The organism is Enterococcus sp. DIV2402 (genome assembly GCF_017426705.2).
GTDB classification, from domain to species: Bacteria; Bacillota; Bacilli; order Lactobacillales; family Enterococcaceae; genus Enterococcus_F; species Enterococcus_F lowellii.
On the sequence record NZ_CP147251.1, the window covers coordinates 2,614,229 to 2,634,809 of the forward strand.

Consider the following 20,581-nt stretch of genomic DNA (forward strand, 5'->3'; position numbering starts at 1 on the left):
TGCTCCTTATCTGGGTCTTGTATTTACATTCATTGCATTCTGGTTTTCTTGATTGGACGCTTCAATGATAGTCGGATTCAAGAAGCTCTCAATCACGGTCATACTCATGGCTTTTGCCGAACGCTCAATGGCAGTATGACCAATAGGTGAACCTGCTAACTTTTCATATTCGGGCGTGTGAAGAGATACTCGCGTTTTATTCAAACTAAAATAAGGATTGGTCGTCGGAATAAGTTGACTTACATTACCGAAATCAGTTGAACCGAAATCATCTGGAAAATCAGGTAAAACTTCTTCGCCTAAACTTTCTAATGCTTTACGACAAATATCACCTAAAATTCGACTGAATGTTCTTGCACCATAGCCTTTTTCTTCTGTTATTTTCACTTCACACCCAGTCGCCAAAGCGCCTGCTTGAATACAGTTACGAACACGTTCTATTAAGCTAGGAAGTTCGTCTTCCTCCATACATCTAATACTATATTCAATTTTAGAATAGTCAGGAATCATTCCCGTGGCTGTTCCACCTTCCACCAAAATACCAGATAAGCGAACATCTGAAGTAACTTGCTGACGTAACATTGATACTGCGTTAAAAAATAAATTTGCTGCATCCAATGCGTTAACTCCTTTAAAAGGTTGACTTGCTGCGTGGGCAGAGCGTCCTGTATATTCAATTAAAAATTTATATGTGGCTGTACAACGACCAGCAATACGAGTGGTTCCCGAAGTTGGATGAACCATTGTTGCAGCATCTACATCTTGAAATGCGCCTCGTTCAATTAGTTTGATTTTACCGCCACCACCTTCTTCAGCTGGTGTACCGATAAGAGAAACTTTTCCTGAAATATTAAATACTTCCATTACTTTTTTGGTTGCTAGATAGGCACCCACAGCAGAAGTCGCAATAATATTATGTCCGCAAGCATGACCAATTTTGGGTAGGGCGTCATATTCCGCTAAAATAGCAAAATGTACACCCCCTTCACCTTGGATGTGCGTTGATTTAAACGAGGTTTCCAGATCACAATAATTGGATTCAACTTCTGCACCTTGTTGTTTCAAATATGTGGTGATTTTTTCAACAGCTAAGAATTCCTCATATCCTAACTCTGGATGACTATGAATATAATCGCTAATCTCAATTAATTCAGGTTTTCTTTCATCAACCTCTCGTTCAATTCTATTTTTTACTTCCTCTAACATTCAAATACCCTCCAAACTAAAATAACCCAATTAATGCACCTAGTAACGAAATTGCTAATACGCCTAATAAAATATTAGTGTATTTTACTTTGCGATAGCGAATCAAATAGTACATGATAAATACTGCAGTCACTGGTAATAAGCCTGGTAGAATTTGATCCACGTAAGACTGAATTGTGGTCGTTTCATTGTTTACTACAATTTCTGGTTTCAAAGAAATTTTTACATATTGTGAAGATAAAATTCCCATCATAAACATTCCTAGTACACTAGATGCTGTAATAAATTGATTGATGCGCCCGTCTTTTAATACTTGAAGGATACTTTTACGTCCCACACGATAACCTAAATGCCATAGATAATAACTGATTGAAGAAGTAATTAAACTAACAATGACAAAAGGTCCTAAACCAGCAATCCAGCTACCAGCAGAAGCTAATGGCAGAAATAAGCCAATTACGATAGGGCGAATTGTTCCCCAGTCTACGGTGTCACCAATTCCAGCCAAGGGTCCCATGAATCCGGTTTTTAACCCTGTGATCATTTCATCTGAAATATCTTCGCCACGTGCTCGTTCTTCCTCCATAGCAATGACAATTCCGTGAATTAAGCTTCCCCAAATTCCTTCCGTGTTGAAGAAAGTTAGATGCCGTTTCAAAGCTAATTTTAATTCCTCATCATCTTTATATAACTTCTTAAAGATCGGAGCTAAACATGCAGCGAAAGCAAGCGTTTGCAAACGTTCGAAGGAATTAGAAAGCTCACATGTACCTAACCAATACATCCAAGAACGTCGTATGTCTTTTTTAGTGAGTAATTTTTCTTTTTGTTCCATTATAAAGCCCCCGCTTCCTCAGTTTTATTTTTAGTAAATGTGATATGCAAGAATGCTAGGAACATTCCAAACAATGCAAAGGCAATTGTATTCACTTGTGAAGCGTACTGGAACAAGAAGAAACCAAATAAGAAATATGGAATAACGTTTCCTTTCCCAATCACTGAAATTGTAATAGCAAATCCTAACGCAGGAAGAATCCCGCCAGCTACTTGTAGTCCAGTCATAATCCAATCAGGAACAATCTCCATAAAAGCGTTAACTGCATTTGGCCCTAGATAGATTGCAATTGCGACAGGAATGATATAAATACCAATTAACGCCAACGTAGGATATAGAAAATGCGCGCGCATGATACCGTTCGTATTGCCTTTTTCAGCATAAGAATCAGCCATATGAATCCAAGCCGCATTGACAGTTCGACGAATATAATCTAATAGCACCCCCAACAACCCAACAGGCACAGCTAAAGTTACGGCAACAGCCGGTTCCAGATTAGATTGCAATGCAATTGGTACAGCAATAAAAGTGGCTAACACTTGGTCTGTCGGAATATTTCCACCTGGTTGAATCACACCCATATAAATCGCTTGAATCGCTGCGCCAATAATCATTGCTTGTGGGACATCTCCTAAAACGATTCCAATTAACAGTGCTCCAAATAATGGAATATTTTTAGGCCACGTATATAAAATCCCCATTCGACAAAAACAAAATAAAACACCTAAAATAATAGCTTGTATAATTGTCATTTACTTTCCTCCTTAGAATTTATTGGCAATATTTGTTAATTTGACTTCTCTTTCTTCTGGAACCGTTTGCAAGAAAATGTGTTTTCCATCTGCTTCTAATTTTTTTAATTGTTCATATTCTTCTTTCGTTAAAGTAATATTTTTAAATACAACCACACGTCCTGCACCGCCACCAATACCACCAATCTGAATCTCTTCTAATGGTAAATCATGAGCAATTCCATCTAATAATGAAGGGATTCCTTTAAATAAAATAATTGATTTTTCTAAATTCTTTGCGTCCAAAAATTCTTTTGCTTCAGCAACTGACTTCACAATTAATTTCACACCTGCCGGAGCTGCCATTTCAAAAACTTCAATCATAAATTCATCTTTTGCTAAAGTATCATCAATGATAATCACTTCTTTAGCACCAACCTGTCCGATCCATCTAGTGACAACTTGTCCATGCAATAACCGACTGTCTACTCTTACTAATCCAATTTTCCCCATCAAAAAAACCTCCATTTTTCCTTTTAATTTAGCAACCATCAGTAAAGCCTTTTCATTTTATGTTATACTAAACAATATAAAATAAAAAAAATTCGATTTTTGCTAATTTATTTAAAACTTATTTTTATAATATCAAATTTTTTCGAAAAGTAAATGTTTTTTTCGAAATTTTTTAAAGGGGAATACATATGAAAGATTTAAAAAGTAAAATTCAAATCAATTATCTATCATTTACTAAAAAAGAAAAGCTAATTGCAGATTACCTGCTAGATCATGCCCAAGAGGCAAAAAATATGACAATTTCTGAATTAGCAACAGCTTGCGGTGTAGCAGAATCTACCATCTTTTTATTTTCTAAGAAATTAAAGCTTTCTGGATTTAAAGAGCTCACCGTTTTATTAGCCAACGACCATAACAAATTACTACTCGATAGTGTTGATGGTAATGAAGATACGCAAGCGTTGGTAAAAAAAGTATTTGATTCAAATATTCGAGCATTGGAAGATACCGCACAGCTAATCGATTACAAAAATCTAACGAATGCCGTACAACTTTTAACAAACAGTAACAAAATTGTATTTTTTGCGTTGGGTGGATCAACCCCTATTGCCTTGGATGCCTATCATAAATTTTTACGAACACCGTTAGATGTCGAATTCAACTTGGAATATCATATGCAGTTATTAAAAGCGGGTAAACTAAATGAAAATTCTTGTGCATTTATTATTTCTCATAGTGGTAAAAATCCAGATATTCTCCGTTTAGTGGAACTGTTGAAAAAAAATAAGGTCCCAATTATTTCAATTACTAGCTTTGACAATACACCTCTTGTGAAAAAATCTGATGTTGTTTTTCTAACACCAACTGAAGAGTTAGACTTTAAAAATGCTGGAATCTATACGCGACGTGTTTCTCAGTTAGTTTTAATTGATATTTTATTTACGCTGACAATTTCATCTGATCCAGAAAAAACTATTTCTCATTTGGAACAGTTCCGCCACGCCTTACCTTATACAAAATAAATAATCCTATATGAAAAAAACTATCAATGTTGTTACATAAGTATTGATAGTTTTTTAGCGTCCTTTTATAATTTAAGTACTATTGATAAATACAAATACTACTAAATATTAGATAGCAGAAAAATGAATAACACTTGCGTTCAGGCATGAATTTGATACGTTTGAGATATTTTCGGTTATAACGTGTCTTTTTATGTTACAACTAACTCATATACAGACAACAACCAATCCCATCCCCAAAATTCTTATGTTGTTTGTAAGTTTATTATGTACATGCCCTCTGGTAGACAGAGGGCTGTTTGTTTTAATCCAAAATAAAGACTATACTTTTTTAACAATTGTTTTATTCAAAGACATGTAACGATCGTATGCTCCTAAACGAACTTTACCGCGTTTCATAGTACCACTAGACACTACTTCATCAATCGCAATTTTAGAACCTGTTTTCATTGACCAGCCAGAACGATTGGTTAATTCTTTTTCAATGTAAAAGGTATCATCTTTTAACATCTCATACCATCCTGTTTGATTATAATATTCTGGTTGTTGTGCTGTTACAGGCAATCTGTAAAAATATACAGGTAACCCACTGTAATCTCCCATCCAACCTGTTGCTGGAGTAGTTGCAATACCGTTTTTTGGAGAAGTACAATGAATAATTGTTGCATTATCTAGAAAGACACCTGTATGTCCACCCGAACCGCCTGAACCACCTTTTACTCCTGCTACAAAGATATCTCCACGCTTTACTTGACTTCTAGAAATTGGTGTAAGTAATGTTCCTTCTAATGAATATAGTGAATCTGTATTACCAATTCCTGTTCCACTTGGTAAAAAACCACCTGCAATTAAGGATAAATAAACTGCCGAACTACAATCATAACTATTAGGTCCTAAACGATTGGTCATTGAATACGTAACTTTTCCTTCTCGATCTTTAAACCATTGAATCATTTTATTAATATCTCCCATTGTTTGTTCCTCCTGAAATTTTATTTTTCCATGCGTCCATGGTAGACATATGCCTTATATAAGAAGTTTAATGCATATAACTGAGCTAGAAAGGTCAAACGGATAACCAGCCTAGACGTTCTGCAATTTCTTTTAAAAATTCATTATCTCTTCGTTTGACTGTTGATTCACTTAAAAAAGTTTCCATAGCTACTATTGCATTCTCTTTACTTGGATGACCATGTAAATATTTAGAGTTAAAAATCGCTTGTACTTCTGAAGTTGAGTCATCTAAAATATCAGAAATAATCTGTAAAAACATTTTATGGAAAACAATTTGATTCATGGTCCAACAATTCTCAATTCCTATAAATGGATACTCTAAAAAAATATTTTCTTGATTGTTCATGACATCAGAAAAGTCACGTAATGTTTTTTTAATAACTTTATATTTCCAAAGTAAAGATCTGATATGTGTTCTAGTCGCTTTATTCATATTTTCCTCCTAATAATACATTTATTTTAAGTCTTGTTCTAAAACCCAACTATTAATCCCTCCCAATAAATATGCATAGTTAGACATAGATTGATTAACAATTTTTACTTGTTTGATTGTGTATTTATTACCTTTTACAAAACTTTTAATTTTTTGCCCAGTTTGGTATTTGTCAGCAAGCAGTTGGACAGTTACGATGTCCCCAATTTTAAATTTACTTGTAAAAACAGTGAACGTAGCTTTTGCATCGTTCATCAATTTATTTTTAAATACATACCAGCGTGTCCACTTTTTATCCAAATTAAATTGAGCAGGACAATTCTTACGACTAGCATCATAATGACGAACTACTCGATCAATTGAAATATTGTATTTCTTCATCAAATATTGTAATAATTCGATGGTATTTGCTTCTGTTTTTGTTGTAACTGAACCTGAAGGGAGACACATTTCAACACCTATACTATTTGTATTGCTAATACCATAAATTCCATTACCATCTCCTACGTGCCAAGCCCCTTTGCTATCTTCTACCGATTGCCAAATACTTGTGTCATCTACAAAATAATGAGCAGATGCATTGCGGTTGCCTCCACTAAAGTAATCGACATTATTTTTTGCAGTGGAACGTGTACCTACATCATGTACTACAATATATTTAATATTGTTATAGCCATAATGATTGTATGTGCTAATTTTTTTATTGATTGGTAACATATTAATTCCTCCTAATTTTTGTAAAACAAAAAAGGATAGCTTCTCTGCTAATCCTTTTCATTCATATTTTTGTTATTTAATCTTTTAATAATAGGTTCAAATATGTCTGTAGCAACCCCTAACTTATTTAAGTTTTCAATAATGCTCACCATCTCATTTAAAGTTTCCAGCAAATAGACACCAATAATTACACTGACGGAAATAATATCCGGCAATAAAATTGTTAAGGGGACAATAGCAACGAGAACTATCAACAATGCAAATTTTTTGAGTAAGCCGGTACTCATCTTTCCTGATTTTAACTTTCGATTTACGTATGCTTGGATAAATCCCGTGATAACATCCACTGCCATCAAAAATAAAATGAATCCTAACCAGATTAACACCCTCCCATACTCATTTTGCATCATTGTTTCTGCCCATATAATCATGTTCATATCCATTAAACTCACTTTCCTTTTCTGTTTTTATACTATGATCGATAAAAAATAACCGCATCAATAATGATACGGTTAAAAACTCAAATTAATCACATCCCTTGACGGATGTTTCCATACAATTGGATGACGTCAAATATCATCTCAATATAAAACTAACCAGACATCTCTCTATTTTTTAAAGATAAAAAACTTTGACCCTCTTATATCTAAATATGACACTATCATTTTAGCATCTTTTTTTGCACTAAAACCACATAAATACCGCGATAAAACCGCATAATTATTGATAACTAATCAAGTTTCCTTGTTTATAGCTTTCAGCAAATTCAACAAGTGCTTCGGCTTTTAATCGTTCAATAGATCTTAATGAATAGCCTAATTTAGTAGCAATTCCAAGATTAGAAAAATGTTCTGGGGTACAAAACGAATAATAGAGTATCCGTCTGCTAATAAGTTTTAAGGCTAATAATGCTATAATAATTGCGTCACGTTCTCCTTCTGCATCTATCCGTTGTAAAATGACATCTTCAATATGCTTATTGTTTCTACTATTACTACGTGGCATGTCTGTAATAATTGACGAACGAATATCAATTTGTGAACGACCGGCTATCCGTTCTAATCGTCGATAATGCTTCAACACATTTTTTGCATTTTTTCGTGTTTGGTATAAATTAACTTTTTTCGTTAATATCATCTCTAACTTCTCCCATTCTCTAATAGTTATATTTATTTAGTTTAGAGTTTTCTTAAAAATTTTATTGCTTAGTAGAAACTCAAAGTAAGCTACGCACATGTTTGGGAATTTAGAAAATATTTCGCCAAAATATTCAAAAGCATGTGCCATCTATTACTAGCTCTATGAATAATTGTCCTAACATTAACAATAATTAAAATGTCTTGGTTTTATATTGCCTGTTTTTTTAAGTTGATCATTATCTACTTAAAAATCAAAAGATAAAATTACATCCCTTTAATTTTCCGTTCTATCTGTTCAAAAATGAATATTTTTGTTTTTTTTCCTGTTCTGCAATCACAATTGCTAGCCATTTTGTTTCCTCAGCTAGATTGTTCATTTTATTTTTGGCTAAAATAATCACTTGTTTTTCCAGTAATTTGACTAATTCTGATCGTTGCAAATTATTTTCTCTTAATATTGTAAGATATGTTTTTCCATCCATTATTTTTTCCATTCGTTGAAATCAATTGAAAAGTCCATGTAGTGCTTTTTAAAAATAAAAGGTGCTACACCAGTCATTCCTTCTCTATTTTTGGCAATTTCACATCGGATTTTTTCTGAATTGTCTTCCGCTGATAAGAGCATCACACAATTTGCATCTTGTTCTAAACTTCCACTTTCTTTCAAATCAGACATCAACGGACGTTTATCTATTCTAGATTCGACACTACGATTAACTTGTGCTAGCAAAAAAATAGTTATGCCATAATCTGTTGTTAATTTCTTTAATTCTCGAGTAACTTCATTCATAACTTGTCGTTCATTTTTACGATTATCATGAACTGTGATAAGCCCTGCATAATCAATAAATGCAACATAATGTTGCTTATCTACGCGTTTTTTTATAGCATATTTAATATCATTAAGATTTGAATACTCTGACGTATATATTCTTAAATCGTACTCTTGTTTCATTCGTTCGTACGATTGGCGAGCCTTTAACTTATTTTCAAAAGATAAATTATTTTTGCCAATAAATAATAATGAATTAATTCGTGTATCTTTAGACACTAATCGGGTCATTAACTCATTTTGTCTCATTTCAAATGTAAAAAAATCACACGCTACATTTTTATTTTTTTTGAATAGTTGTTCCATGATATTTAAAGCAAATGCTGTTTTTCCTGTAGCTGGACGACCTGCTAACACAATTAATTTACCACCAGTGATTCCTCCACCTAATAAATCATCAACTGGTTGAAAACTTTGTAGTGCTTCATTAGGCTTTTCTAATTGCTCACAAAAATCCATAAACGCCTGATCAAGTCTGCCATCTTGCTTAAGACAATTAATATTACGCTTTTCTTCTAAAAGTCTAGAAAGTTTTTCAGCACTTGTTTGAGACAATGTTGCTGCATACTCCTGTGAAGCCTGTTTCAGCTTATTGTCTAAATAACTATTATGAATTTGTCTTGCATACTCTCTTTCGATTCCTAAATTATCTGCATTATTTCTCAACATTTCTAATTCATTTATAGTTCCTGCACTGAATAAATCAATTGTTCTCATTTCTCTATGAATTTGTTCTATTGTATAGTTCAAGCCCTTTAATTTATTGATAGCTTCAACTACTAATTGAAAATATTTATTTGTAAACCATTCAGAATCTAAGTCAATATTTGTAATAATCGAAGGATGGTTTAATAATTCAGCAACCAAACTCATTTCAAAATTATTGTTCTCCATAGACTTTCCTCAATTCCTCTTGCGTTCGTTGATACTCATTATTATTTTGTTCTACAGGAGCTTGATATTCATTCAAATATTCATCAAACTTATTTCCAAAGAGGGTTTGTGGTCTCAGGTATTTGTTCATTTCATTGCTACTCAACCACTGTGCACTTTTAATGTCGATTACCTTAACGAAATCATTTAATCGTTGGCCTTCATTCCATCTTGATTTGATTAGATCTTTCCATTTCTGAGTAATCTTATATTTTTTTCCTGTTTTATTATTCAAATAGTCAATAACCGATTTGTAAGGAATGTATTCTAATTTATCAATATTAGACACATTATTAGATGTATTATTAATAACTATACTATTATCTGGCACCTTTTGATTCCTAGGGATAGGTACTTTTTCTTCCCTGGATTGGGTACTTATTGTTACCCACCTCATTGCAATTTCTTTGCTACCAGCTTTATACTTATAATTTCTTTGAATATAACCATTATCTTCTAACGATTTCAGCCATTTCTTAATAGTTTTTTTATCAACAGTGTATAACTTTGCAAAATAATCATTACTTGCCCAACAATACCCTTTTTCATTACACAAAGCTGTAATTTCTCCATAAAGTAGTTTGGCATTAGGTATAAGTTTTTTATCATATCTTACATTTGCTGGAATTATAGCGTAGTAATTGGGATGTGAATCCATTTATGTCACTCCTTATATTTAATTTATTTGTTTTTTATCACTTCTAATTCTTTTAATACTGTTTCAATTGAGTCGATTTGCTTTTTGGGTTTGCGATTCCCATTCATAATATCGGACATATACACTTCTGAAATATTAATTTTTTTAGCTAACCATTTCTGACTCTTTTCATATTTCGCTAAAGCAACCCGGACTTTCATAATAAACTCTTGTGACATACTTACACCTCCTACGATTTATTAGCTAATACAACTATTGCTTTCATTGACAAAAAGTATCGAATACTGTACTATCAATTTATAGCTAAATAAGCATAGAGTTTCTCTATAAAATTAACATTTCTACGCTTTTCAGACTCGAATTGGTTCTTTTATTAGATATTTTTCCTATACTATTTAGCATATTGAATTAGCTTACAAGATTATGATATATCGAATACGATACTTTGTCAATTAAAAATGTATTTAATTCGATACTTTGTTAAAAGATTTTATTTCGGGAGGGATAGGAATGTCTGAAATATTGTTTAATCGTATCAAAGAGACTGCAAAACGAAAAAAAAATATGAATGTAAAAGAAGTCGGCCTTCAATTGAAAATTGGGGAAAATGCGATTTATTCATGGAAAAAAAGTAATCCTAGTATAGATAAAGTAGAAAAAGTATCAGATTTCCTAAATGTGTCTACGGATTATCTTCTAGGACGCACAGATAATCCTTCTGTTTTATCAGATGAACAAAAAAGAGAACAGACCGTCGAAGAAGCGTTACAATCAGTGATGAGTTACGACGGTAAAGAAGTCACTGAAAATGATCGAGAGATATTAAAAAGTATTATCGAAGCGTATTTGGATAAAAAGTAGGTGTTAGATTTGGATAGTCGAATTACTCGGATTATTAAAGAACTAGATGTAACTATTGTCTATCGTTATGATATAGATAAACCAGGCTATTATATTCCTGTTTTAAATACAATCATTTTATATAGTGGATTAAATGAATTAGAAGAAGCCTGTGTATTATTACATGAATTGGGTCATGCAGCAGAGCATCAAAAAAACTATATTTTATACAATCAAACTGCTGCTCTTCATTCTAAAATGGAAACAGAAGCTGAACATTTCATGGTGAAAAAAGTATTAGATTTTTACTTAGAGGATCCTACGTTACAACCAGAAAATTTTAACGCCATTAGATTTTTGGAAAATAATGATTTGAGTCTCGAGCATGAATTCTATGTAAAAGAAGTCTTAGCTTCCTATATAACTCATACCAAATTTGCATAAAAGACTCTAATGATTTACTCAAAACGAGATTAAAAGGACCAGTTTAGTCATTTTAATCTCGTTTTTTAAGATATATTGTATCTTTTGTAATTCATCATTAAAACTATTAAACTAGTCATATAAGCATTATTAATTAAATTAACAGGAGGATAAGTAATGAATGATAAAACAGTTGTCTTAAATGGAGATGTTGTAAACTACGATGGTCGTATTGATTTTTCAACAATTGCGTCTGAAGTAATTATATACGATGAAACACCGGAAGATAAAATTGTCGAACGTGTTCAAGATTGTGCTATTGTTGTCACCAAAGAAATGAAAATGAGCAAAGACATTATTCAACGTCTTCCTGACAGCGTAAAAATGATTTGTGAAGCAGGAACAGGTTACAATAATATTGATTTAGATGCTGTCCGTGAAAAAGAAATTATTTTATGTAATATTCCCGCGTACAGTAGTGAACGAGTAGCACAAACTGCGGTTATGTTTATTTTAAACTTAGCAAGTTCTATCCAAAAACAAATTCGAATGCTTGCAGCAGGAAACCACGATAATTTCCATAAACATTTAATGGTCGATCATGTAGAAGTGAATGGGAAAACTTTAGGTTTAATCGGTTATGGTCATGTTGCAAAAGAAATCATCAAAATCGCTCAAGCTTTAGGAATGAAAATTTTAGTCTCGACTAGAACTCCTCGAGAAGATCAACATGGGATTCACTTTACAACGAATGAAGAAATTTTTAAACAAAGCGATTTTATCTCACTTAATTGTCCTTTAAACGAATCTACGAAACATATGATTAATACAAAAACGTTGGCAATGATGAAATCGACAGCTTATCTAATCAATACGGCACGTGGTGGGCTTATTGATGAAAAAGCCCTCATTCATGCGTTGCAAAATAAAGTCATCGCTGGTGCAGGATTAGATGTACAAGAAGTTGAACCATTAGATGATGCTAGTCCATTATATACAATGGATAATGTAATAATTACTCCCCATATAGGATGGCGAGGATTAGAAACTAGACAACGTTTATTGTCTATCTTACGCGAAAATATCCATGCTTTTTCTGAAGGCAAACCCATTAATAGAGTAGATTAACTCTTCGCGTTTAAATGATTGTTCAAAAAAGCCCGCTAACTTTTGTTGCATTCAAAGTTAGCAGGCTTTTTATGTTATTTATTATGCTGCTCCAAATAATCTTTTATCGCTTATTACTCATTTGTTTGAAATTTGAATCACTGCCATTTTTATTATTAAATAATGTATTTTTTGAAAATAAAAAATAAAAGTGCATAAACACTCCTTCTTAAGGTGAAATGGATGCGTTTTTCTTTTATAATAAAACGTAAGCGGATTCATTCCACCTTTTTATTTCCCTCTCTACCTTATCTACACCTGTTCTCAAATATTGCTTTTGAATAAAGAAAGGAAGAAAAATTATGAAAATAGTCATATTAGATGCTTATGCAACGAATCCTGGCGATTTCAGTTGGGATAACTTACGTGAATTTGGAGAATTAACCATCTATGATCGCAGTAACTCCGATCAATTAATTGAACGTATTGGTGATGCCAAAGCTGTGATTATTAGTAAAGTGCAATTAAGTCGAGCTATTCTTGAAGCATGCCCCAAACTCAAATATATCGGATTATTATCAACTGGTTATAATGTTGTAGATATCACAGCAGCAAAAGAGTTAGGAATTGTTGTTTCAAACATTCCTACGTATGGGACAGATTCCGTAGCACAATTTACCATGGGACTATTACTTGAGTTATGCCATCAAATCGGTTATCATTCTGAAACGGTGAAACAAGGTGAATGGCAAAACTGTATTGATTGGTGTTATTGGAAAACACCCCAATATGAACTACTTAATAAAACCTTAGGAATCATAGGACTCGGAAGAATTGGTCAGCGCTTCGCAGAAATGGCTTCTGCATTCGGTATGAGACTTATTGCTCATGATGATTTTATCGATCCCAAACTACATCCAACAATTGAAATGGTCACGCTTGAAGAACTCTACCAACAATCGGACGTCATTGCATTATTTGTTCCCTTATTACCAACAACTCAAGGAATGATTAATAAACATTCGATTGCGAAAATGAAAGATGGCGTATTGATTCTTAATAGTGCTCGCGGACCTTTAATTGTTGAAGAAGATCTTACACAAGCGTTGGAAAAAGGCAAAATTGGTGGAGCTGCACTTGACGTTGTTTCGACTGAACCCATTCGTGCAGATAATCCACTCTTAAAAGCACCAAATATTATCCTTACGCCACATATAGCATGGGCTACTAAAGAAGCTAGAACGAGTCTAATGAACACCGCCTATACTAATTTAAAAGCTTTTTCTGAAGGTCAACCAGTAAATAATGTTGCTGAGTAACCCATTGAATGTTCTTTTTGATAATACATTAAATGCAACTTTAAACATTCTGTGAGAAGAATCTTTAAAGTTGCTTGTTTGATTCGTTAATCCATTTCAATCAGTCCACTATACTGTAACTTTCAAGTAAATTCCCAGTGTTTTTTTCATAGATTATCTTTTGAATTATTTTTGATTAGTAGACAGTCTAATGATTCTCTGGTTAAAAAGCCATGACTCATCGATTTTTTTATTTTTTCTATAGTATTTCCCATGTGTATCAATTGCTACATGCCATTCTCGACATAGATTGTGAGGTACATGATCTGCTAAATGATTAAATTCTTTTCTCATTTCATCATAAGTTTGAAAACTTCCAAATCTTAATCTTGTAAATAAGCGCATTGCATATTGGTTACAAATAAAAACATTACGTTCAAAATGTATAGTAGCATCACATCTGCCGTCTCTGGACCAATACCTTTAATCGCTAATAATTCTTTGCGTAGTTTATCGGTAGAAAAATCTGTGAATTTATCTAAATCTGCCTCATTGCTTATAAACCAAGAGACTAATTCTTTGATTTAAACACTTTTTTGTCTGTAAAATTCTGCTGGGAAAATTAAGGTTTGAAGCATTTCAATCCCCATATCTTGTAATACTTCAATAGTCAAAAATTCTTCCAGATTAGATAGTACTTTTTTAGCATTTTTTTCCATAGTCTGCTGTATAAGAATCATTGATAGCAAATCTGCAAGACGAGTTTCATTTTCCCACTAGTGTTGAAAGTCATATTTAGAAACTAAGTTGTTTAATATGTGAATTTTTCTTTATTTGTGCTCATCTTTATTCCTCTCTCAAATATTTTTTCTTCACGATAAAACACTACTACTGAAAAAAGCCTCAAAAATAATATAATGGAAATGAAAAAAATGCTGTATTTTCCAACCAGTGAAAAGTTATTCGGTAATGGTGGCTATGGCAATAGTCGAAGTTACTGCTAAACGAATACCAATAAAAATAACTTTTGTAGCAAATGGTAGCTGTATTTTGAAAAAAACTTGTTTGTCAGTCATTCCCACACCAATAGCTGATTCGGATAGAGTGACGATTTTAAATGCTTTGTCAAATAAATGTCTTGGTATAACCTAGACCCTCGTTTTCTTTATCTTTTTGTCTAATTTATTATACCAAGTTCACCCACGCCAGAAACACCGAAATAAAGCTGTGTTTTAAGAGAAAAAGCAAATTTTTTGTTCTGATCTACTATCTTCTTTTTTTTTATTCTGATTTTTTTCTTCTTCTCTGGCCTGCTTAAAAATCTCTTCTTTTTGTTTTTTGTAATTGTCCTGACGTTCTGCATAAACTTTTTCTTTTGTATTTTCTTTACTCATATTTCGTCCCTCCCTAATTTGATTATTCAAAGCCCTAGATAAATCTTTTGAATTTGTAAATCTTTCAATAACTCCTGACCAGTCCCAGAAATAGCCGTCTCTCCATTGGCAATAACATAAGCATAATCGGAAAATGTCAATGTTTTTTCTGCATTCTGCTCGACAATCAAAATTGAGATTCCCTGTCTATTGATGTCTTTAATGAATTCAAATATCTCATTTACTAATTTAGGCATAATTCCCAAACTCGGTTCATCTAAAATTAAAAGTTTAGGACTGCTCATGAGAGCTCTTCCGATAGCTACCATTTGCTGTTCACCACCAGAAAGTGTGCCAGCTAACTGATTTCCGCGTTCCTTCAGCTGAGGAAATATATTAAAGATATTATTTAAAATCTCTTGTTTTTTTACACGATCGGAAATAGTGTATCCACCCAGCATCAAATTTTCTAGCACTGTCATTTTAGGAAATAAATGTCTTCCTTCAGGAACCATCGCAATTCCCATCTTAACTAAGTCATGTGTCGCAACATTATTTAAACTCTTTCCCTCGTACTCAATAACTCCTTTACTCTTTGAAACAACGCCCATCAAAGAACGTAAAATCGTTGTTTTTCCGGAACCATTTGATCCTAACAAAGCCACGATTTGTCCTTTACTTACTTGCATAGACACATTCCTAATGACATCAATACCATCATACCCAGCACTTAAGTTTTCAATTTTTAACATGAAAGTCTCCTCCTAGGTACGCACTTATAACTTCTGGATGTGAAGTCACTTCTTCAGGTGAACCTTCCATAATTTTTTTTCCTGAAGCTATGACAATAACCTTTTCTGATACTTTCATAATTACTTCCATCACATGTTCAATCATCAAAATTGTGATTCCTGATTCGTTGATTGCATGTATCAGTTGAATCGCTGCCTGACGCTCAGTTCCATTTAGTCCTGCCATCGTCTCATCTAGCAAGAGTAGCTTTGGTTCTCCTGCTAAAGCTCGAGCAATCTCTAATCTTTTTTTTTGCATAACATTCAAAGTTTCAACAAACTTTTCATTCAAATGACCTAATCCACAAAATGTTGAAATATTTTCTGCAAGTTCTCTTGCGTCACTGATTTTTTTATTTTTTGCCAGTCCACCAACCAAAATATTGTCCAGAACTGTCATCCCCTCCATCGGTTTAGGAATCTGGAATGTACGGCCTATTCCATAGTTGATTGCCTGATGAGCTTTGATTTTTGTAATATCATGTCCTTCAAAAAAAATACGACCTGAAGTTACCATTTGTGAACGACTAATCGAATTGAATAATGTTGTTTTTCCTGCACCGTTTGGCCCTACGATTCCCACGATCGTTCCTTTTTCTATTTCAAAGGAGATATCTTCATTCGCAACTAATCCACCGAATTTCTTGGTAAGTTTTTTTACTTTAAGCAAACTAGTCATGGCTTTTTCTCTCCTTTTTGTAAAATTTATTAAATCGAATAGAAAGCAGTCCTTTGGGTAAAAACAACACAATCAGAATAACCAGAACTCCATATACCACAAAATTCATTCCATTGATATGAACAAATAAAGAACGTGAATATTCATTGATGAATGTCATTAAAAACGCTCCTAGCACAGGGCCCCAGACAGTTCCGATTCCACCCATCACACAGACTAAAACAATCAGCATACTTGTGGACAACGGAAGTAGCATCATTGGATCAATATATTGGATATACTGTGCATAGAGCGCACCACCGATACTAACAACTGCTGCACTCAACATGTATGCAATACTTTTATATTTTGTCGTGTTGATCCCTACACTTTGTGCGGATTCAGGATTAGCTTTGATTGCCTGGCAATAAAAACCAAAACGGGTATTTTCCAGTGCTTTACTTAAAAGAACCATTAAGGCAAAAAAGATAAGACAAACATAATAGAATGGATGTTTAGCAACAAACTGTAGTGTAAAGAAACTAGACATGTTTTTTTCTAAAAATGTGACGCCTGTAGCCCCTCCGATTAAACCCCAGTTTAGAAAAATAATTCGAGCAGATTCGACAATTGCCATCGTTGCAATAGCAAAATAATGTCCACTCAAGCGGAGCAAAGGCATTCCGATTACAAAAGCAACAAGTGCTGAAACTGCTGCACCTATCCACATAGAGATCCAGGGGGTGATCGAGAACCATTTTAAAAGCAATGCTCCTGTATAAGCCCCTATTGCAAAATACAAAGCGTGTCCATTCGAAACTTGACCAGTATACCCTCCTATAAAATTCCAGCCAATTCCCATAATAGACCAAATAAGGCACAAGATAAGAACATTTACGGTGAATGGGCGCTGAATAAATATTGGGACAATGACCAGAACTGCTATAACACTGAAAAAAGTCATCAAAAATCGTTTGTCAAACAACTGATTCTTTTTCATACACATCTATCACCTTCCAAATAAGCCTTTGGGTTTCCACGAGACGATTATTATAAATAACATGCAAATGGCTAAGTATTTGTAAGAAACACTCAAATATGTCCCAGTAAATAAATCGATGAATCCCATCAGTAATCCGCCTAAAAATGCCCCTATGATACTGCCAAATCCACCGATACATACAGCAATAAATCCAAAAATAAGAAACGGCGCGCCAACTGTAGGGTTGATATAATAAAAATAAGTCAAGGCACATCCTGCTATACCAGCAATAGATGCAGACAATCCAAAAGCGATCATATAAGCTCTGTTTGTATTGATACCAATCAGTTCTGCAGCCATTTTATCTTGAGCCGTAGCACTTATCGCATTACCTAGCGTTGTTTTTTTCATGAACCAAAACAGTAAAGTCGTTACAACTATACAAATAACTAATGGAACTAGTTTTTGCTTACTGATCGTCAATACGCCTAAGTCTATTGACCCCTGCACCAAAAGATTTGGAATATTTTTGTATTGTCCTCCAGCCAACATCAACATGCCATTAGTTAGTACAAGCCCTAAAGAGAACGTTACCAACCGCTGAGAGAGAAGTGGTCCTTTTAGCGCCTTTTTTATCAATAAAAGATAGATCATTACACCAAAGAAAAACATCACCACAGCCACAATTGGTATAGAAAGGAGCGGATCTAATTTTAATGATTGATTAAGATAAAATGCTAGATACATGGAAATCATCATAAATTCACCTTGAGAGAAACTTAAAATATTCATCACGCCCCAAACTAAGGCAATACCCATCGCAATCAAAGCATAAATTGCTCCCATCACCAGCCCTTCAAACAATACTTGCACAAACATTTTTGTGTTCCTCCAATCATCTCTTTCGTTCTCGCCAATTAGGTGAAGGATAAATCTCTTTCTGCATAGACAAAGCTTCAGGATATACTGTAACCATTTCCATATCTTGTACTTGGACAATTATTGCTGAAGCTAATTGATTTTGCCCTGTTTCATCATACTGATATCCTAATAGCCCTGAAGGATCCTCTTCTTTTGCCACATCCAATCCTTTCCTCATTTCCGCTCTAATTGCATCCGATTCTGTACTACCTGCCTGATTTGCAGCTATCGCTAGCAGATAGGCATTCCATCCAACTGCCATCACATCACCGATAAGCTCTGTTCCATCTGAATATTCCTGAAAAGCTTCCGCTAAATCCTGAGCTGCCTGATTATCCATATCTGTGTTCCATCGAGCCGTGGAAAAAACATAATTTGCATCTTCACCTAGGTTTTTTACAAAGTCGCTAGATGCAAAGCCACCTCTTTGCCCAAATAAAACAGATGGAAAATAGTCTTGTTCTCTGAATGTCGACATAAACAACAAGGCATCTGCAATATAAGAGCTCATAATCACTGCGTCTGGTTTTGCTTGTCGGATACGCAAAACCTCAGATGTGACGTTTGATGCGAGTGCACTATAAGAAATATCTTCTACTAGCTCAAAATCATATTCGTTCAGCCATTTCCGTTCAATCAAAGCAATATTTGCACCAAACTCAGAATCTTCACTAACCAGAGCTACTGTATTGATTGGTTTATCAGACGCGTTCGAGATTTCTCGAAGATACGAAAAGGTATCCTCAATAAACGTATCATCTCCTGGATAAGTCCTACCAAAATACTCATAGCCTGCATCTGTCAGTGTTTCTGAAGTTCCTTCACCTAATAAAACAACTTCGTATCTTTCAGCAGGTACCATAATAGTTTTTGTGGATGAACTGGACAGTAAACCTGTCAGCCCAATAACATTTTCCTCCGTGATTAGTCGTTCGGCTTCTACCATGGCAATATCAGGTGTACTACTGTCACCAATCACAAAACGTATTTTAACTCCATTTAGATTGGGAAGTCCAATTCCTTCATGAAACGGCAAACTAAGATCTGAAGGTCTATTAACCACATCTTCAATCAATTCAAGTAATTGCGTTACTTCTTTTCCAGCTTGTGTCTGTGCCCCATTCAAGGGAACTAGTACACCTATCGACACTTCATTTTTTTCTTCTGTATTTTTTTCAACACTACACGCAGTGTTGAAAAAAAGTAAAAAGAGAAACATTAATATCCAAATTTTTCGCTTTTTTAACACCATATTTATCACCTTAAACTTCTTGTACTGCTTCGTCACGATAGAATAGAGAAGAGGACACTCTTATATAGATATGTACAGCCGTTCTACAATCTCACACTGTATGTCTTTACATAAATCAAAGAGAAGAGTGGTTATATTAATCTGTATACTGAATGTCCTCTAAACAATTTACATTTTTGAAAAAAATTTAACTATTATTTGTATGCGACAATTCTAGTGGCTTCTTCAATTTCTTTCTCCATAATCGACCATGCTTTTTCAAGATTTGCATCTTTATTCCATAAAGCTGGAGGTCCTAATACAACGATATCTGCACCTGCATCATACAATCCTGCATACAAATTTTTGTTCATCGAACCATCAGCTTCGATCAGAAAGTCCAGTTCTAACTCTTCCCGCCACTTAGCCAACATTCGAATTTTGTCATACATTTCAGGAATAACTGACTGTCCCGCGATACCGGCATCAACAATCATGATCGTTACTTTATCCAAGTAAGGTAAATAATAACGAATACTTTCCAGTGATGTTGCTGGATTCAGTGCGACGCCCGCTTTACACCCTAATTCTTTGATGCGATTAATTGTTACAAGTGCAACATTTTCGATTACATCTGTATGTGGTGTAATATAGGTAGCACCAGCTGCGGCACAGGACTCCAAGTAGTCCCAAGGTCTTTGGACCATTAAATGAGCATCCATTGGTTTTTTAACAATATCTTTGATTGCTGCTAAAAAGTCCGGTCCGATTCCAAAAGTTCTTACATAATAACCATCCTTGATATCCATATGCAGATAGTCTGCGCGTTCGTCAATAAATTCGACCTGATTTTTCAAATCTAGCAAGTCACAACATCCCATTGACGGAGCTATTTTTAATTTTCTTTCCATCCTTTGCCTCACT

25 protein-coding genes are annotated in these 20,581 nt (G+C 34.0%); 5 read left to right on the forward strand and 20 right to left on the reverse strand.

The window, feature by feature from the left end:
* Positions 1-6: 6 nt before the first annotated feature.
* From DOK78_RS12710 to DOK78_RS12725, 4 genes are read right to left on the reverse strand one after another with little or no spacing between them, the layout of a single operon-like run.
* Complete coding sequence (locus tag DOK78_RS12710) at positions 7-1,206, reverse strand: M20 family metallopeptidase (protein ID WP_207871934.1); 1,200 nt, start codon at positions 1,204-1,206, stop codon at positions 7-9.
* Between the two features lie 16 nt (positions 1,207-1,222).
* Positions 1,223-2,041: a PTS system mannose/fructose/sorbose family transporter subunit IID gene (locus tag DOK78_RS12715; RefSeq protein WP_207871932.1), complete on the reverse strand. Its 819-nt coding sequence runs from the start codon at positions 2,039-2,041 to the stop codon at positions 1,223-1,225.
* A complete protein-coding gene (locus DOK78_RS12720) occupies positions 2,041-2,793 on the reverse strand; it encodes a PTS mannose/fructose/sorbose/N-acetylgalactosamine transporter subunit IIC (protein ID WP_207871930.1) in 753 nt (250 codons plus the stop codon). The genes DOK78_RS12715 and DOK78_RS12720 overlap by 1 nt, the downstream gene beginning before the upstream one ends.
* Before the next feature lie 12 nt (positions 2,794-2,805).
* Positions 2,806-3,285 (reverse strand): PTS sugar transporter subunit IIB, encoded by a 480-nt coding sequence (locus DOK78_RS12725; protein WP_207871928.1) that lies wholly within the window; start codon positions 3,283-3,285, stop codon positions 2,806-2,808.
* A gap of 188 nt (positions 3,286-3,473) precedes the next feature.
* Between DOK78_RS12725 and DOK78_RS12730 the strand changes: the two genes are divergently transcribed.
* The gene (locus tag DOK78_RS12730) at positions 3,474-4,307 is read left to right on the forward strand and encodes a MurR/RpiR family transcriptional regulator (protein WP_207871926.1); all 834 of its coding nucleotides are present in this window, start codon (positions 3,474-3,476) and stop codon (positions 4,305-4,307) included.
* 321 nt (positions 4,308-4,628) lie between these two features.
* On the opposite strand, the gene DOK78_RS12735 is transcribed toward DOK78_RS12730, so the two are convergent.
* The 9 genes from DOK78_RS12735 to DOK78_RS12775 all read right to left on the reverse strand — a co-directional run bounded on the left by DOK78_RS12735 (position 4,629) and on the right by DOK78_RS12775 (position 10,251).
* Positions 4,629-5,279 carry a peptidoglycan amidohydrolase family protein gene (locus DOK78_RS12735; RefSeq protein WP_207871924.1) on the reverse strand — a complete coding sequence of 217 codons (651 nt, stop codon included), beginning with the start codon at positions 5,277-5,279 and terminating at the stop codon, positions 4,629-4,631.
* A gap of 94 nt (positions 5,280-5,373) precedes the next feature.
* Complete coding sequence (locus tag DOK78_RS12740) at positions 5,374-5,754, reverse strand: transcriptional regulator (protein ID WP_207871922.1); 381 nt, start codon at positions 5,752-5,754, stop codon at positions 5,374-5,376.
* Positions 5,755-5,775: 21 nt separating this feature from the next.
* Positions 5,776-6,471: a peptidoglycan recognition protein family protein gene (locus tag DOK78_RS12745; RefSeq protein ID WP_207871920.1), complete on the reverse strand. Its 696-nt coding sequence runs from the start codon at positions 6,469-6,471 to the stop codon at positions 5,776-5,778.
* A 47-nt stretch (positions 6,472-6,518) separates the two neighbouring features.
* Complete coding sequence (locus DOK78_RS12750) at positions 6,519-6,914, reverse strand: phage holin family protein (RefSeq protein WP_207871918.1); 396 nt, start codon at positions 6,912-6,914, stop codon at positions 6,519-6,521.
* A gap of 277 nt (positions 6,915-7,191) precedes the next feature.
* The gene (locus DOK78_RS12755; RefSeq protein ID WP_207871916.1) at positions 7,192-7,608 is read right to left on the reverse strand and encodes an ArpU family phage packaging/lysis transcriptional regulator; all 417 of its coding nucleotides are present in this window, start codon (positions 7,606-7,608) and stop codon (positions 7,192-7,194) included.
* Positions 7,609-7,897: 289 nt separating this feature from the next.
* Positions 7,898-8,092, reverse strand: coding sequence for a hypothetical protein (locus tag DOK78_RS12760; RefSeq protein WP_207871914.1), 195 nt, complete (start codon positions 8,090-8,092; stop codon positions 7,898-7,900).
* Positions 8,092-9,336: a DnaB-like helicase C-terminal domain-containing protein gene (locus DOK78_RS12765; RefSeq protein ID WP_207871912.1), complete on the reverse strand. Its 1,245-nt coding sequence runs from the start codon at positions 9,334-9,336 to the stop codon at positions 8,092-8,094. Before DOK78_RS12765 ends, DOK78_RS12760 begins: the two co-directional genes overlap by 1 nt.
* Complete coding sequence (locus DOK78_RS12770) at positions 9,323-10,033, reverse strand: conserved phage C-terminal domain-containing protein (RefSeq protein WP_207871910.1); 711 nt, start codon at positions 10,031-10,033, stop codon at positions 9,323-9,325. The genes DOK78_RS12765 and DOK78_RS12770 overlap by 14 nt, the downstream gene beginning before the upstream one ends.
* A gap of 23 nt (positions 10,034-10,056) precedes the next feature.
* The gene (locus DOK78_RS12775; RefSeq protein ID WP_207871908.1) at positions 10,057-10,251 is read right to left on the reverse strand and encodes a helix-turn-helix domain-containing protein; all 195 of its coding nucleotides are present in this window, start codon (positions 10,249-10,251) and stop codon (positions 10,057-10,059) included.
* Between the two features lie 292 nt (positions 10,252-10,543).
* Here DOK78_RS12775 and DOK78_RS12780 point away from each other — a divergent pair, with 292 nt between their 5' ends.
* From DOK78_RS12780 to DOK78_RS12795, 4 genes are all read left to right on the forward strand, one after another.
* Positions 10,544-10,894: a helix-turn-helix domain-containing protein gene (locus DOK78_RS12780; RefSeq protein ID WP_207871906.1), complete on the forward strand. Its 351-nt coding sequence runs from the start codon at positions 10,544-10,546 to the stop codon at positions 10,892-10,894.
* Between the two features lie 9 nt (positions 10,895-10,903).
* Positions 10,904-11,317: an ImmA/IrrE family metallo-endopeptidase gene (locus DOK78_RS12785; protein WP_207871904.1), complete on the forward strand. Its 414-nt coding sequence runs from the start codon at positions 10,904-10,906 to the stop codon at positions 11,315-11,317.
* Positions 11,318-11,473: 156 nt separating this feature from the next.
* Positions 11,474-12,424, forward strand: coding sequence for a 2-hydroxyacid dehydrogenase (locus DOK78_RS12790; RefSeq protein ID WP_207871902.1), 951 nt, complete (start codon positions 11,474-11,476; stop codon positions 12,422-12,424).
* A gap of 341 nt (positions 12,425-12,765) precedes the next feature.
* Entirely contained in the window at positions 12,766-13,722 is a 957-nt protein-coding gene (locus DOK78_RS12795) for a D-2-hydroxyacid dehydrogenase (protein WP_207871900.1), read from the forward strand.
* 1,211 nt (positions 13,723-14,933) lie between these two features.
* Here DOK78_RS12795 and DOK78_RS12800 read toward each other — a convergent pair.
* From DOK78_RS12800 to DOK78_RS12830, 7 genes are all read right to left on the reverse strand, one after another.
* Positions 14,934-15,095 carry a hypothetical protein gene (locus DOK78_RS12800; RefSeq protein WP_207871898.1) on the reverse strand — a complete coding sequence of 54 codons (162 nt, stop codon included), beginning with the start codon at positions 15,093-15,095 and terminating at the stop codon, positions 14,934-14,936.
* 26 nt (positions 15,096-15,121) lie between these two features.
* Entirely contained in the window at positions 15,122-15,826 is a 705-nt protein-coding gene (locus DOK78_RS12805) for an ABC transporter ATP-binding protein (RefSeq protein WP_207871896.1), read from the reverse strand.
* Positions 15,813-16,544 (reverse strand): ABC transporter ATP-binding protein, encoded by a 732-nt coding sequence (locus DOK78_RS12810; RefSeq protein WP_207940626.1) that lies wholly within the window; start codon positions 16,542-16,544, stop codon positions 15,813-15,815. Before DOK78_RS12810 ends, DOK78_RS12805 begins: the two co-directional genes overlap by 14 nt.
* Positions 16,537-17,523 carry a branched-chain amino acid ABC transporter permease gene (locus DOK78_RS12815; protein WP_207871894.1) on the reverse strand — a complete coding sequence of 329 codons (987 nt, stop codon included), beginning with the start codon at positions 17,521-17,523 and terminating at the stop codon, positions 16,537-16,539. Before DOK78_RS12815 ends, DOK78_RS12810 begins: the two co-directional genes overlap by 8 nt.
* 9 nt (positions 17,524-17,532) lie before the next feature.
* A complete protein-coding gene (locus DOK78_RS12820; protein ID WP_207871892.1) occupies positions 17,533-18,384 on the reverse strand; it encodes a branched-chain amino acid ABC transporter permease in 852 nt (283 codons plus the stop codon).
* A 16-nt stretch (positions 18,385-18,400) separates the two neighbouring features.
* Complete coding sequence (locus tag DOK78_RS12825; RefSeq protein WP_207871891.1) at positions 18,401-19,678, reverse strand: ABC transporter substrate-binding protein; 1,278 nt, start codon at positions 19,676-19,678, stop codon at positions 18,401-18,403.
* A 194-nt stretch (positions 19,679-19,872) separates the two neighbouring features.
* Positions 19,873-20,568 carry an allulose-6-phosphate 3-epimerase gene (locus tag DOK78_RS12830; RefSeq protein ID WP_207871890.1) on the reverse strand — a complete coding sequence of 232 codons (696 nt, stop codon included), beginning with the start codon at positions 20,566-20,568 and terminating at the stop codon, positions 19,873-19,875.
* Positions 20,569-20,581 lie beyond the last annotated feature (13 nt).